Source organism: Bradyrhizobium sp. WSM1417 (genome assembly GCF_000515415.1).
In the GTDB taxonomy this organism is placed as follows: Bacteria; Pseudomonadota; Alphaproteobacteria; order Rhizobiales; family Xanthobacteraceae; genus Bradyrhizobium.
Genome location: NZ_KI911783.1, coordinates 4,275,047 through 4,288,177, shown reverse-complemented (window position 1 = coordinate 4,288,177; position 13,131 = coordinate 4,275,047). Strand labels below are relative to the sequence as shown.

Here is a 13,131-nt window from a genome sequence, read left to right as displayed (position 1 = left end):
TGATCCCGACCGGCGTAATCGCACGTCCACGAAACTCAGAGATCTCATCATGGAAATGCTCAACAACCACTGCGGCGTGACGCGCGATGCGCGCGGCGTCGTTCATGTCGCGATCTGCAATGCCGGCTCGCTGAACATTTTGGGCTCGCCCGTCACCGATGCGGTGCGCGAAGGCTTGCAGCAGCTCTCGTCCGACCGCAGCATCCGGGTCGCGGTGCTGCGCGGCCAGAGCGAGAAGAGCATGATCGGCGGCGCCGACATCAAGGAGATGGCCAGGCTCGACCAGAAGTCCGCCGAGGCTTTCATCAGCCGCCTGCGCGACCTCTGCGAGGCCGTGCGCGCCTTCCCGGCCCCGATGATCGCGCGCATGCCCGGCTGGTGCCTCGGCGGCGGACTCGAAGTCGCGGCCGCCTGCGATTTCCGCATCGCGGCGCATGACGCGCATTTCGGCATGCCGGAGGTACGGGTCGGCATTCCCTCAGTGATCCATGCCGCGCTGCTGCCGCGCCTGATCGGCTGGGCTCGCGCGCGCTGGCTGGTGATGACCGCTGAGAACATCGACGCGCCGACGGCTCTGGCGTGGGGACTGGTAGACAAGATCGCGCCCGAAGGTGGGCTCGATGCCGAGGTCGAGCACCTCGTGAAAGCGCTGCTCGAATGCGGCCCCGAGGCGCTGCGGTCGCAGAAAGCGCTGCTGCGGCAATGGGAGGAGCTGCCGCTGACGGAGTCGGTGAATGTGAGCGTCAAAGTGTTCGGCGAGTCGTTCCTGACTGACGAGCCGACGCGGCTGATGGGCGCGTTTGTGAATCGGAAGCGGTAGGCGCTCTCAACCTTCCCCGTTCGCACGACCAAATCTCATGCGAACCACAAGATTTTCTCATGCCAGACGCAGTTGCATTTTTTGCGCCGCATCATATGATGATCATAATCTTACATATCCGACATCGTAGGGAGCCTCCCCCATGGCCGAAGCCGCCGATCCCGTCGTCATCGTCTCCGCCGTCCGTAGCCCGCTCGGCCGCTTCATGGGCGAGCTGTCGCCGCTCCCAGCACACAAGCTCGGTTCGCACGTGATCGGCGCGGCACTTGAGCGTGCCAAGCTTGCGCCGGAGAAGGTCGACGAGGTCTTTATGGGCTGCGTCCTTCCCGCGGGCCAGGGCCAAGCCCCGGCGCGCCAGGCTGCGCGTGCCGCCGGCCTGCCCGACGCTACCGGCGCCACCACCGTCAACAAGGTCTGCGGCTCCGGCATGAAAGCGACCATGCTGGCGCACGACATCATCCGCGCCGGCTCGGCCAAGATCGTCGTCTCCGGCGGCATGGAGAGCATGAGCAACGCGCCGTATCTGCTCGCCAAGGCGCGTGGCGGCTATCGCGCCGGCCATGACCGCATCATCGACCACATGATGATGGACGGGCTCGAAGACGCCTACGAGACCGGCCGCTCCATGGGCGATTTCGGCGAGGCCACCGCCGAAGCCTACCAGTTCACCCGCAAGGACCAGGACGCCTTCGCGATGGAAACGTTGAACCGCGCGCGCAAGGCGGTCGAGGGCGGCGCGTTCAAGGCCGAGATTGCGCCGATCACGCTGAGCGAGAAGGCCGGCCCCCGCATCGTCGCCAACGACGAGCATCCGCTGAAGGTCGATCCCGCAAAGATCCCCGGGCTGAAGCCGGCGTTCCGCGCCAACGGCACCATCACGCCGGCGGCCTCCTCCGCCAACGCCGACGGCGCCGCTGCGCTGGTGCTGACGAGCGCTCGCTCGCCGATCGCAGCGGCCTGCCGGCTCTGGCTGAGATCAGGGGCCACGCCACCCATAGCCAAGAGCCGCAATGGTTCACCACGGCCCCGATCCCGGCGATCCGCAAGCTGCTCGACAAGGTCGGCTGGAGCGCCGACGACGTCGACCTGTTCGAGATCAACGAAGCCTTCGCCGTGGTGGCGATGGCGGCGCAGCGCGATCTCGGCATTCCCCGCGAGAAGCTCAACATCAACGGCGGCGCGTGCGCGCTCGGCCATCCCATCGGCGCCACCGGCGCACGGCTGATCGTAACGCTGCTGCATGCGCTCGAGGCGCGAAACCTCAAGCGTGGCGTGGCGGCGCTCTGCATTGGCGGTGGCGAAGCCACAGCGATCGCGGTGGAGCGTTTGTCCCATTGACCTGAAAGTCCGGAAATGAGGGAACTCTGTCATTTCAGACAGACGCGTCTCGTGCCATTCTGGAAACTCGCGCAGGTGTTTCAAATCCTGCCCACCAAGATTGAGGCCCAATGATCTCGAACTGGCTCGCGGCAGCACTCGGCCGCCGCAATATCCACTACGGCTGGGTGATGGTCGGCGTGACCTTCCTCACCGCGCTGATCAGCGCCGGCACGGTCGGCGCGCCCGGCGTGTTCATCGTTCCGCTTCAGAAGGAGTTCGGCTGGAGCACGGCGGAGATCTCCTCCGCGCTGTCGATCCGCTTCATCCTGTTCGGGCTGATGGCGCCGTTTGCGGCAGCCCTGCTCAACCGGTACGGCCTGCGCAACGTCACGCTGACCGCGCAGCTCATCGTCGTCTCGGCGCTGGTGCTCTCGCTGGGCATGACAGAGGTCTGGCAGCTCGTCGCGCTGTGGGGCGTCGTGATCGGGATCGGCACTGGCATGACTGCGCTGGTGCTGGGCGCCACCATCGCGACGCGCTGGTTCGCAGCGCGGCGCGGCCTCGTCGTCGGCATCATGACCGCGAGCGTCGCCACCGGCCAGCTCGTGTTCCTGCCGCTGCTGGCAAGCCTCACCGAACGTTTCGGCTGGCGGCTAGCGCTCGGCTTCGTCTGCATCGCGCTTGGTGTTTCCGCCCTCGCGGTCCTGCTCGCGATGCGCGACCGTCCGAGCGATCTGGGCCTGCGCCCGTTCGGCGACGAAGGCACCACACCCCTGCCCGCGCCGCCCGCCAGCCATGGCTCGATCACCGGCGTCGCACTCGGCACGCTGCGCGACGCCTCGAAGAGCAGCGCGTTCTGGGTCCTGTTTGCGACGTTCTTCGTCTGCGGCGCATCCACCAATGGCCTCGTGCAGGTGCATCTGATTCCGATGTGCCTCGATTTCGGCATCCCGCAGGTGCAGGCCGCGGGCCTGCTGGCAGCCATGGGCATCTTCGACTTCTTCGGCACCATCATGTCGGGCTGGCTGTCGGACCGCTACGACAACCGCTACCTCCTGTTCTGGTACTACGGCCTGCGCGGGCTCTCGCTGATCTTCCTCCCCTTCAGCGATTTCTCGTTCTACGGGCTCTCGATCTTCGCGATGTTCTATGGGCTCGACTGGATCGCAACCGTGCCGCCCACGGTGCGCCTCACCGCGCAGAAATTCGGACCCGAGCGCGCCAATCTGGTGTTCGGCTGGATCTTTGCCGGGCACCAGCTCGGCGCGGGCACCGCCGCTTTCGGCGCCGGTTTCTCGCGGACGGTCTATCAGAGCTACTTGCCCGCCTTCTTCATCGCCGGCGCGCTCTGCGTGTTCGCCGCGCTGATCGTGCTGACGCTGTCGAGGCAACCGAAGCCAAAGCCGCAAGCCGCGATGGCTTAGTATCTGATGGTGCGGTGACGCCGTAGAGTGCGGCGTCACCGATCCGCCCGACACGAGGCGGGTCGTTGGGGTTCGGGGTGCCGCTCGATTGGCGGAAGACGTACCTGAATAAAGCGCGACCAGCCGTCGCAGATCGAAAATCAGCAAGGCGAACCTGCCGTAGCCGTCAACAGACGCCTTGCGGATGTTCATGCGTCGCAATTATGTCGGCTGGCCTCTCAGGCGACGGAACCCCCGCGCGGGTTGACGATCGTATAGCCACGCAACGAACGCGCATGCATTCGCGTCGCGTGTCCGCCCGAGTTGGCGTCGTACACCATCCAGGTGTCCCCTTCGAGGTGCTGCTCGAGGACGAACACGTGTCCATGTCGCGCTGCGACCATTCCCGGTGCGGGTGATGTCCGCGGGAAGCGCAGCCAATTGGCCGCAAGATTCAATTCCGGCACGATACGGCCGAACACGCGCAGTGCCGCGCCGCAGCCGCAGAAGGAGGAAGGACACCCTGCCGGACGACTGCCGACGATGCGGGCGCCGGAGATGCTCGTCGTCGGGGTGCCGCCCGCGTCGGTCACTGTCAATTGCGTCGCGCGATAGGCTTGTAGCGAGGCCCTGGGATTCAGTGGGGACCGGGAAGTCCGCTCACGACGCGTTTGCGCATACGAGAAGTCGCAGGGCATCGTTACGTTGCATTCAGGTACTTGATGAATGCGATAAGTCCGTGCTTCGGAAGCGACGGAGCTGAGGGCAACCAAGAGACACGCAGAAAGAACCGCCTTGAACATTGCAGGGCTCCAAATTGAAGATCCCTGCCCCGGCAATGAGAAACCAATAACAGTTTGGCTGAAATGGGCTAAAAGAGCGGCCGAAAGTGGCTTCATTTGCGGACCGATTTCTGCAGTCCTCATAGCCAGACGTAGCGGCGGAGATGGATAACTCGCAGAGAACGAACGCGTGTCGTCGCAACTGAGACGCGATCGCATGTGCACGCGCCGCTCAGCGACGGGCGGTCGACCGGCCCGAGCGCGCAATTGCGCAGGGTGCCCGTCGAGCCATAAACCCGGGCAGTGATTTTTGCGCGCGTGGTCAGCCCCGAGTCGTCGCCAAACCCGCTCCTGCGGCTATCGCAAAGTCCGATTTTGCAGCACTGAGCGCTGCGGCGAGCTCGTCAATGTGGTAGGGTTTCGACAGGATCCGGATCCCGGCCATTTCGGCGTCGTGGACCGCGGCTTCGGCATATCCGCTCGTCAGCAAGACCGGGATATCACTTCGCCGTCGCTGGATCTCGCGCGCGAGTTCGACACCGTTCATGCCGCCCGGCATCATGATGTCGGAAAACACCAGATCGACGGAGCGGCCGTCCGCTAGGGCACCGAGAGCCGCCGCGGCACTGGCCGCGCGCGTGACCTGGTAACCGAGCTGCGCAAGCATCTCGCTGACCAGCGCGGCGACCTCGTCGTCGTCTTCGACGAGGAGGATTCGGCCCTGATTGGCCTTCTTGGGTCGAGCCCTGTTCAGGTCGATGAGATGCCGTTCACCCGAAGGGATATTCCTGGATCGCGGCAAATAGAGCTCGATGCTGGTGCCCTCGTCGACAATCGAGTTTATTCGAACCATTCCGCGTGATTGCGTCGCAAATCCGTGGACCTGCGCAAGCCCCAGGCCCGACCCTTTCCCGACATCCTTGGTCGTGAAAAACGGTTCGAAGACCCGCGCCAGGATATCGGGGCTCATTCCAACACCTCTATCAATCACGGACAGACGAACGTAATCGCCCGCGATCTCGTCCTCGGCCAGGCCGGCCAGGTTCTCGCCGCGGACAACGATCGTACCACCGTTCGGCATCGCATCGCGGGCGTTGACCGCCAAGTTGAGAATGACCAGTTCGAGCTCTCCCGGATCGACCTCCACCGGCCAAAGCCCCTCCGGAAAATCGAACTCGACGTGAACGTCGCCTCTCAGGCTCCGATCGAGCAATTCGCGCATGCCGCCGATCTGCGCTGGGATGTCGACGGCCTCGGGCCGGAGCTTCTGCCGCCGTGAAAAAGCCAGAAGCTGCCTGGTCAGGCCGGCACCACGCTGCGCCGCCTGAACCATTCCTTCCAACAGACGACGCCGCCGATCAGGATCCGTCTGCCGGTCGAGCATGTCCAATCCACCGGAGATTACCATCAGCAGATTATTGAAGTCGTGAGCTACTCCGCCGGTCAACTGCCCGATGGCTTCGATCTTCTGGGCCTGACGAAGTGTCTCCTCGACGCGGGCACGCTCTTCCATTTCCGCCCGCAGATGCTTGTTGGCCTCCTCGAGCGCGCGCGTGCGCTCGACCACCAGCTTCTCAAGCTCCTGGGCCGTCCGCTCGCGCGCCTGCAGCAAGGTTCGAATTTCATATTGCCGCCGGCGGGCCCGCATTGCGGATTGAATTGCGCTCGTCAGCGTGATCGGCTGAACCGGGCGCTCGAGCAGCGAAACGTTGCGAAGCGTCTCGACGATGCTGCGGCGCCAGGCAACCACCGCCGGCTGCTCCCGGTGGCTGGTGAGAATGACAAAGGGCAGGTCGGACCAGGGCGGCTGCCTCTCGATCCAATGTGCCAGCGGCTGGGTATCCTTCCCGAACAAGCCCTCCTCGGCGAGAAGCACCGCGCCCACGCCCGCCGACATCTCGCTGACCAGTTCAGGGAGACCGCGACAATTGATTGCCAGGAGATTCGAATTACGGAAAAGCTCGACTGATGCCGGTCCATCGCGGCCGATCGGAGCAAACACGAGAACGCAATGATCGCGGTCGGCGCTCATTCCGGCAGCCCTTCCGGCATCTCCGTGCCCGAGTAGCGCGGATTCCCGGAAAAGATGCCGCTGAACCCGGTCAGTGGCGGACCTACCGTAATGCCGGCACTGCCAAGACGAAACTCGCGGATGGAATTTTCATGATTGCCGCTACGCTTCTTCACGACCGAGAGAGCACGCCGCACCGTTCCCCCGACTTCGAAATAGCGCAGCATGAGCACGGCATCACTCAAATAGCTGATATCGAGAGCCGTCTCCATCGGACCGACCAGCCCATGCTGAGCGAGGATCAGGACGGTCAGTACGCCTTTCTGCCCGAGATAGCTCAGGAGCTCATGCATCTGGAGGATGAGAAATCGCTCATCCGGCATTGCGTTGAGGTAGCCGTTCAGACTGTCGATGATAACAATGCGGGCGTTATCCTGTTCGACGCTGTTGCGCACATTGGCGGCGAACTCGCCGGGGGACATCTCGGCGGGATCGATCTGTTTAAATCGGATGAGTCCCGATTGCAGATGGGCTTCAAGGGGCAGGCCCAGCGTTCGAGCCCGGGCCTCCACGGTGCCGCGACCTTCATCGAAGGCAAAGAACACCGCATGCTCACCGCGATCCGCCGACGCGATCGCATAGGTCAGCGCGAGGGAAGATTTGCCGACACCGGCGGCGCCCAAAAGCAGCGCACTGGTGCCGCGCTCGAGCCCTCCCCCGAGGAGCTGGTCGAGTTGCGCATTGCCGCTGGGCGTCAACTCACCGATAAACGAGGTGTGATGTTCCGCCGCGACCAGACGGGGGAATATCCGCACCCCTCCCGCCTCGATCGTGAAATCGTGAAAGCCGCCGCGAAATCGAATGCCGCGCATCTTGATCACGCGAAGCCGCCGGCGCTCCGCTCCATAATCAATGGCGAGCTGTTCGAGCATCACGACGCCATGCGCGATCGAATGGAGCTGCAGATCGTCCTGGGAGGACGAGAGATCGTCGAGGAGGATGACCGTGCAATTGCGGTTGGTGAAAAAGTGCTTCAGGGCCAGAACCTGGCGCCGGTACCGCAGCGGGTTCTGCGCAAGGAGGCGCAGCTCGGACAGGCTGTCCAGCACCACGCGCGCGGGATTGATCCGTTCGACCTCCTTGAATATCAGACCCGTGGTTTCGCTCAGCTCCATTTCGGCGGGGTGGAAGACGGTGAGCTCGCGCTCCGGGTCGAGCGTCGTCTCCGGCGGCACCAGTTCGAAGATGTCGACGCCGTGCAGCGACCAGCCGTGCCGCTGTGCAACCAGCGTCAGCTCACGCTTGGTTTCCGACAAGGAGATATAGAGCACGCGTTCACCACAGCGGGCGCCCTCGAGCAGGAATTGCAGCGCCATCGTGGTCTTGCCCGAGCCGGGCCGACCCTCGTAGAGGTACATGCGATTGGGATCGAGCCCGCCGTACAGGATGTCGTCGAGGCCGTCACTGCCGGTCGAAATCCTGGGCAACTCTCCGGGGTCGCTGGTTTGCGCCCGGCTTGATGAATTGGTCATTGAACCCCCGTGAAGCTCCGTAGCCGACAGTGCGCTCCGGCCGGCCCCGAGATGGGACGCGCGGTCAGCGGCCCGGCCCAGCCGTAAGGCGAAATCTGGCAAAGAACGCCCAAACCGGGTTCCAAGTTCCGCCCCCGGACGCATGTCCGCCAGACCGCCTGCCGCGGAACCGTTCCGGGCCCCCGCTTTAGCTTTTGCGGTCTGACTGGCGGTCCTAGACGGTCATCGACAAGACAGTTCGCTAGCCCAAAAGCCGCACCGGCTCACTGCATCATCGCGGCCGCTATCTTCTCCGCCGACATCAGGACCGGAAAATTGGTGTTGGCGCACGGCACCACCGGGAAGATCGAGGCATCGACGACGCGCAGGCCCTGCACGCCCTTGACCCGCCCCTCTGGATCGACCACCGCCATCGGGTCGTCGGCCCGGCCCATGCGGCACGAGCAGGAGGCGTGCCACACGCCGATGGTGGCCTTGCGCACGAAGGCTTCCAGCGCCTCGTCGTCGTTGATGACGTCGTCGAAGTTGAAGCCCTCGACCACGAAATTGTCGATCATGTAGTGGCGCAGCGCCGCCGGCCCGTCCATCAGGGCCGCGGCGATCTTGGTCAGAATCCGATTCTTGGTGTTGACCACCCCGATCTTGCGTACACGGTCGGTATAGGAGGCCGGGAACGGCTTGTCCGTCACGGCCCTGACGACGTCGCTCATCTGGACGGCCGCCATCTTGCGGAAACCGCTCATCAGGCGATCAAGGTCGCGCCGGTCGGACAACAGGTTAAACTCGACGATCGGCTCGACTGCCGGATCGCGCGAGGCAAGCTTGACCTGTCCGGTCTCGGAATAGGTCTTGTTGACGAATGTCAGCAGCGATCCGATCTGCTCACCGACAGCGTGCCAGGCTGATTTGCTGAGCAGGACGACGAACATGTCGCCTTTCGGTACGCCTTCGAGCCCGGACGAGTAACGCAGGCCAAGCTGCATGTGGCGCCTGGTGTGCTCGTTCATCCGCGCTCCGCGGCGGACAAAGGACGACAGCGAGATCGAGGGATGATCCATCAGGCGCTGGCCGACGCCCTGTAGCCCCATCAGCACGGGAATGCCCATGTCCTTGAGGTGACCGACCGGGCCAATGCCGGCGCGCAACAGATGCGCCGGCGAATGGATGGCGCCGCTGGAGAGAATGATCTCGTGGGCGCGGAATTCCTGCTCCCGCCCGTCGACCACAGCCTTCACGCCGACGCACCGCGTGGCTTCGAACAGCAATTCTCTGACTTGCGTGTTGGTGGAGATCGTGAGGTTGGCGCGCTTGCGCGTGTCGCGATCCAGATAGCCCATGGCAGCCGAGACGCGTTGCTCGGCCTGGTTCGAGTGCGTCACCGGGAAAAACCCATCGACGAACTCGCCATTCTGGTCCGGCAGGAACTGATGTCCGGCCTGCTGGAAGGCTTGCGCGAACGCCTGCGAATGTCGCGTCCAGTGCTCCCTGGGGATTCGGCGGACCGGAATGCGGCCGTCCTTGCCGTGGTAGGGACCGTCGAAATCGAGGTCGCGCTCGACCTTCTTGAAGAAGGGCAGCACGTCGTTCCAGCTCCACCCCGCAGCGCCGCGCGCGTCCCATTCGTCGTAGTCGGTCGGCGCGCCGCGGTTGGCCATCTGGCCGTTGATCGAAGAGCCGCCGCCAAGCACGCGTGCCTGCTCGTATTTGCGTAAGGGCGGACGTCCTTCGTTTGGATTGTTGTGGCTGACGATCTGCGTCGTGACCTTGAGCTCGGTCCAGTGGAAGCGCGGATCGAAATAGGCCGTGCCCGGATAGCTGTCCCTGATCTCGGCCGGCTCGTCGCCGGGCGGTGTGTCCTGTCCAGCCTCGCAGAGCAGGACCTTGTTGGCGCTCCTCGCGGAGAGCCGGTGGGCCAGCACGGACCCCGCCGAGCCGCCGCCCACGATAATGAAGTCGTACACGATTGCCGCTTCCTCTTGTTCTTGCCCGGGAAGCGTAGCGCGTAATTGTTTTGAGGTCACGTCATCACTGCCGCGGCAAAGCGGAGCACAGACACCGGCAACATCGAAGGCGCCCTATCGACAGGCACCCATCGTCGGGTCAGCAACTGACGAGCTACCGAACCTGGGAGGCTTTACGGCTTCCTCACGAAGCCGGCCCGCAAACGCTCGGCAAACCAGACTACAAAAATTGAAGCGAACGACAGGCAGAAAAATATGGCTGTCCAAAGCAGCGCGTTACCCGCATTTGTCATGGCGTCTCTCCCTCGTTTCGAACGAGACGCTTGCAGACAATCGGACGCGTGGCGTTGCGATAGATCAATTTTGCCCAACTGCAGTGGGGCTGAGGTCGGCATCAGCGGCTCGCAGTGACGGCTGAAGCTACGGCCTGATCGAAAAATTCCCCGACGGGCCCGGCTTTCGCAATGGCTCCGCGAGCCGCGCGAATTCGCACAGCAGCGACCGCGTCTTCCTTGGGTCGATGATCTCCTCCACCCAGAATTTTTCGGCCGAGCGGAACGGCGAGCGCAGTTTGTTGAGGCGGTTCTCGATCTCTTTCAGTTTCTCCGCCTTGTCCTCGGCCGCGTCGATATCCGCGCGGTAAGCGGCTTCGATGCCGCCTTCGAGCGGGAGCGAGCCCCAATAGGCCGACGGCCAGGCGTAGCGGATCGAGAAGCGGTCGGCGGGCTGATGCACCACGCCGGCGACGCCGAAGGCATTGCGCAGGATCACCGTGCACCAGGGTACCGTGGTCTGGTTGACCGCGGCCATGGCGCGAACGCCATGGCGGATGGTGCCCGCCTTCTCCGCATCGAGCCCGATCATGAAGCCGGGGCAGTCCATGAGATAGACGATTGGCAAATGGAAGGTCTCTGCGAAGTCGACCCAGCGCACCACCTTTTGGCAGGCATCCGCGGTCCAGGAGCCGCCATAGTGAAAGCTGTCACTGGCAAGCACCATCACAGCCCTGCCCTCGAGCCGGGCGAGGCCGACAATGATCGGCTTCCCGAAATTCTTGCCGACCTCGAAGAACGAGCCCTTGTCCACGACCGCTTCGACGATCGGCCGTATCTTGTAGACCTGCTTGCGATTGCGTGGCACCGCGTTCATCAGCGCCTCTTCGGTGCGCTCCGGATTGTCGGTGCAGGGCAAAGTCGGCGCCAGCCCGTCAACCGACGACGGCAGATAAGACAGGAATCGCCGCGCGCAGGCAAAGGCCTCCTCCTCGGTGTCGACGGCATGATCGACCGCGCCGGCGCGGGTCTGGATGTCGGCGCCGCCGAGCTCTTCCTTCGAGAGGTCCTGCCCCAGCGCCTTCACCACCGGCGGACCTGCGACGAACATCGCGGACTTCCGGGTCATGATGGAATAGTGGCTGGCGGCAAGACGCGCGGCACCGAGCCCCGCGACCGAGCCGAGGCCGAGCGCGACCACGGGCACGCGCGACAAATTCTCGGTGGTGAAGCGATACCAGCGTGTGCCGCCGATGCCACCCGGCAAGTTCGCCGCGCCCTTGGTCTCGATCGTCTTGACCGAGCCGCCGCCGCCCGAGCCTTCGATGATGCGGACGATGGGCAGGCGGAGATCATGCGCCATCTCCTCCGCCATTAGCGGTTTTGCGGAGATGGACGCGTCCGCCGAGCCGCCGCGCACGGTGAAATCGTCGCCGACCACGACGACGGTGCGGCCTTCGACGCGGGCACGGCCGAACACGCAGTTCGCCGGCGTCAATTTCTGCAACTCGCCGCTGGAATCGTACTCGCCGACGCCGGAGACGGCACCGATCTCGTGAAAGCTGCCCTTGTCGGTCAGTCTGTCGATACGTTCCCGAACAGTCAGTCGGCCCTGGTCATGCTGACGCTTGACCTTGTCAACGCCGCCCATCTCCCGCGCGAAGGCTTCGCGCCGGGCGAGCTCGTCGAGTTCCGGCTTCCAGTTCATTCACTCCCTCCGAATTGATCGGCTTGTTATTGTTATGGACGGCCATGGCAACTGGTTTACGCGGGATGCGGGCGTTGAATACGTCGCCCTCCGCGCCGTCCATCAGGCTGCCGAGCGAGCGGCCGAGCGCGAGCATCAGCGGCGCGACTTCGGCATGCAAGCGCTGCTCGTCATACATCGACGACAGAAGACCGATCGTGATCACCACAAACGTCTGATACTGCGGCGACCAGATCGGCACCGCGAGCCCGTTGATATGCGGGCTCCACAAGCCACAGGCCACGACATAGCCGCGCTCATGCAGCGACTGCCGGTTGGCCTCGATGCGGGGCCGCAGGATCTTCGCAGCCTCGGGAGCTTCCCGCTCCATGTCCGTGATGAAAGCATCGCCGACCTCGGGCGCCAATGCCGCGGTGTAGGCTGCGCCCGCAGCAGTCGAGGCCATCGAGATGCGGCTGCCGGTGCCCTCGTGTAGGCCGAGTGCCGAGGCCGAGCGCGCGAACTGGAGATAGACCAGATGGAAGCGATCGGGGACCACGAAGCCGACCGTGCCGGGCAATTGCTCGGCGACTTCCTGGAGCCGCTGACGGATCATGCTGCGCAGCTGCGCGCCCTTCATCATCGAGGCGCTCATCGCCACCGCGCTCGGCCCGATGCGATATTTCTGATCGCGCGGCAGATAGACCAGCTGCCCCATCCGCGTCAGCGTGTGCGTGAGCCGCGACACCGTCGAGCGTGGTAGGCCGCAGCGATTTGAAATCTCGAGATTGCCGAGCCTGCTATCGTGGCCCTCGAAGCATCGCAACACGTCGAACGCGCGCGACACCACCTGGATGACATCCCCCTCACCGGCATCGCCGGCGAGCGCACCTTGTCTACTCAACCGCTCCGAACGTCGTCCCATGATCCCTACCGCTTGTTCCGCTATGCGGAATTAAATTTCGCTTGCAGAAGAAACTACCTCAGGCATTTTGCGACCACAACAAAAAGGCGATGGCATGCCAGAAATTAAGATCGTCACGGAGGTCGCGGGTCGCATCTGCTCAACTCCCGTGCAAGTTGGAGGAACCGTTGCGGATGGTGATGAGATTGTGGTGGTCGAAGCGATGAAGATGGAGATCCCTGTGCTTTCTCCTGTGAGCGGCGAGATCACATCGCTTCTTGTGAAGCTCGACGACGTCGTTGCCGAGGGACAGGCGATCGCGATCGTGGCGAACTGACTGCATTAACCGTCGTTTCCGCGACAATCTGTCAGCCTCATTGCTGCGTTTGCGGTACGGCGTTGCCATCGCCTGATCGCGATGACATGATCCGTTTCAAAC

At 63.8% G+C, this 13,131-nt stretch carries 9 protein-coding genes and 1 pseudogene; 4 read left to right on the top strand and 6 right to left on the bottom strand.

Annotated elements, in window-relative coordinates; all coding sequences use genetic code 11:
- The first annotated feature begins 49 nt into the window (after positions 1 to 49).
- From BRA1417_RS0120435 to BRA1417_RS0120425, 3 genes and pseudogenes are all read left to right on the top strand, one after another.
- Positions 50 to 820 carry an enoyl-CoA hydratase gene (locus BRA1417_RS0120435; protein ID WP_027517405.1) on the top strand — a complete coding sequence of 257 codons (771 nt, stop codon included), beginning with the start codon at positions 50 to 52 and terminating at the stop codon, positions 818 to 820.
- A gap of 142 nt (positions 821 to 962) precedes the next feature.
- A pseudogene (locus tag BRA1417_RS40615) lies at positions 963 to 2,158 on the top strand (acetyl-CoA C-acyltransferase).
- Between the two features lie 110 nt (positions 2,159 to 2,268).
- Positions 2,269 to 3,564, top strand: a complete 1,296-nt coding sequence (locus tag BRA1417_RS0120425; protein ID WP_027517404.1) for an MFS transporter — start codon at positions 2,269 to 2,271, stop codon at positions 3,562 to 3,564.
- A gap of 218 nt (positions 3,565 to 3,782) precedes the next feature.
- On the opposite strand, the gene BRA1417_RS44855 is transcribed toward BRA1417_RS0120425, so the two are convergent.
- From BRA1417_RS44855 to BRA1417_RS0120395, 6 genes are all read right to left on the bottom strand, one after another.
- On the bottom strand, positions 3,783 to 4,346 hold the full coding sequence (locus BRA1417_RS44855) for a hypothetical protein (RefSeq protein WP_027517403.1): 564 nt from the start codon (positions 4,344 to 4,346) through the stop codon (positions 3,783 to 3,785).
- A gap of 301 nt (positions 4,347 to 4,647) precedes the next feature.
- Complete coding sequence (locus BRA1417_RS0120415) at positions 4,648 to 6,357, bottom strand: response regulator (protein ID WP_027517402.1); 1,710 nt, start codon at positions 6,355 to 6,357, stop codon at positions 4,648 to 4,650.
- Positions 6,354 to 7,868, bottom strand: a complete 1,515-nt coding sequence (locus BRA1417_RS0120410) for an ATPase domain-containing protein (RefSeq protein WP_027517401.1) — start codon at positions 7,866 to 7,868, stop codon at positions 6,354 to 6,356. Before BRA1417_RS0120410 ends, BRA1417_RS0120415 begins: the two co-directional genes overlap by 4 nt.
- 263 nt (positions 7,869 to 8,131) lie before the next feature.
- The gene (locus BRA1417_RS0120405; RefSeq protein WP_027517400.1) at positions 8,132 to 9,829 is read right to left on the bottom strand and encodes a GMC family oxidoreductase; all 1,698 of its coding nucleotides are present in this window, start codon (positions 9,827 to 9,829) and stop codon (positions 8,132 to 8,134) included.
- A gap of 420 nt (positions 9,830 to 10,249) precedes the next feature.
- Positions 10,250 to 11,809 carry an acyl-CoA carboxylase subunit beta gene (locus BRA1417_RS0120400; RefSeq protein WP_027517399.1) on the bottom strand — a complete coding sequence of 520 codons (1,560 nt, stop codon included), beginning with the start codon at positions 11,807 to 11,809 and terminating at the stop codon, positions 10,250 to 10,252.
- Positions 11,739 to 12,713, bottom strand: a complete 975-nt coding sequence (locus tag BRA1417_RS0120395) for an IclR family transcriptional regulator (protein WP_027517398.1) — start codon at positions 12,711 to 12,713, stop codon at positions 11,739 to 11,741. The genes BRA1417_RS0120400 and BRA1417_RS0120395 overlap by 71 nt, the downstream gene beginning before the upstream one ends.
- A gap of 94 nt (positions 12,714 to 12,807) precedes the next feature.
- On the opposite strand from BRA1417_RS0120395, the gene BRA1417_RS0120390 reads away from it, so the two are divergent.
- On the top strand, positions 12,808 to 13,029 hold the full coding sequence (locus tag BRA1417_RS0120390) for an acetyl-CoA carboxylase biotin carboxyl carrier protein subunit (RefSeq protein WP_027517397.1): 222 nt from the start codon (positions 12,808 to 12,810) through the stop codon (positions 13,027 to 13,029).
- Positions 13,030 to 13,131 lie beyond the last annotated feature (102 nt).

Excerpts from the sequence above, each read along its gene's own strand:
- BRA1417_RS0120435 (WP_027517405.1), top strand. The coding sequence starts at position 50 with ATGGAAATGCTCAACAACCACTGCGGCGTGACGCGCGATGCGCGCGGC.
- BRA1417_RS0120425 (WP_027517404.1), top strand. The coding sequence starts at position 2,269 with ATGATCTCGAACTGGCTCGCGGCAGCACTCGGCCGCCGCAATATCCAC.
- BRA1417_RS44855 (WP_027517403.1), bottom strand. The coding sequence starts at position 4,346 with ATGTTCAAGGCGGTTCTTTCTGCGTGTCTCTTGGTTGCCCTCAGCTCC.
- BRA1417_RS0120415 (WP_027517402.1), bottom strand. The coding sequence starts at position 6,357 with ATGAGCGCCGACCGCGATCATTGCGTTCTCGTGTTTGCTCCGATCGGC.
- BRA1417_RS0120410 (WP_027517401.1), bottom strand. The coding sequence starts at position 7,868 with ATGACCAATTCATCAAGCCGGGCGCAAACCAGCGACCCCGGAGAGTTG.
- BRA1417_RS0120400 (WP_027517399.1), bottom strand. The coding sequence starts at position 11,809 with ATGAACTGGAAGCCGGAACTCGACGAGCTCGCCCGGCGCGAAGCCTTC.
- BRA1417_RS0120395 (WP_027517398.1), bottom strand. The coding sequence starts at position 12,713 with ATGGGACGACGTTCGGAGCGGTTGAGTAGACAAGGTGCGCTCGCCGGC.
- BRA1417_RS0120390 (WP_027517397.1), top strand. The coding sequence starts at position 12,808 with ATGCCAGAAATTAAGATCGTCACGGAGGTCGCGGGTCGCATCTGCTCA.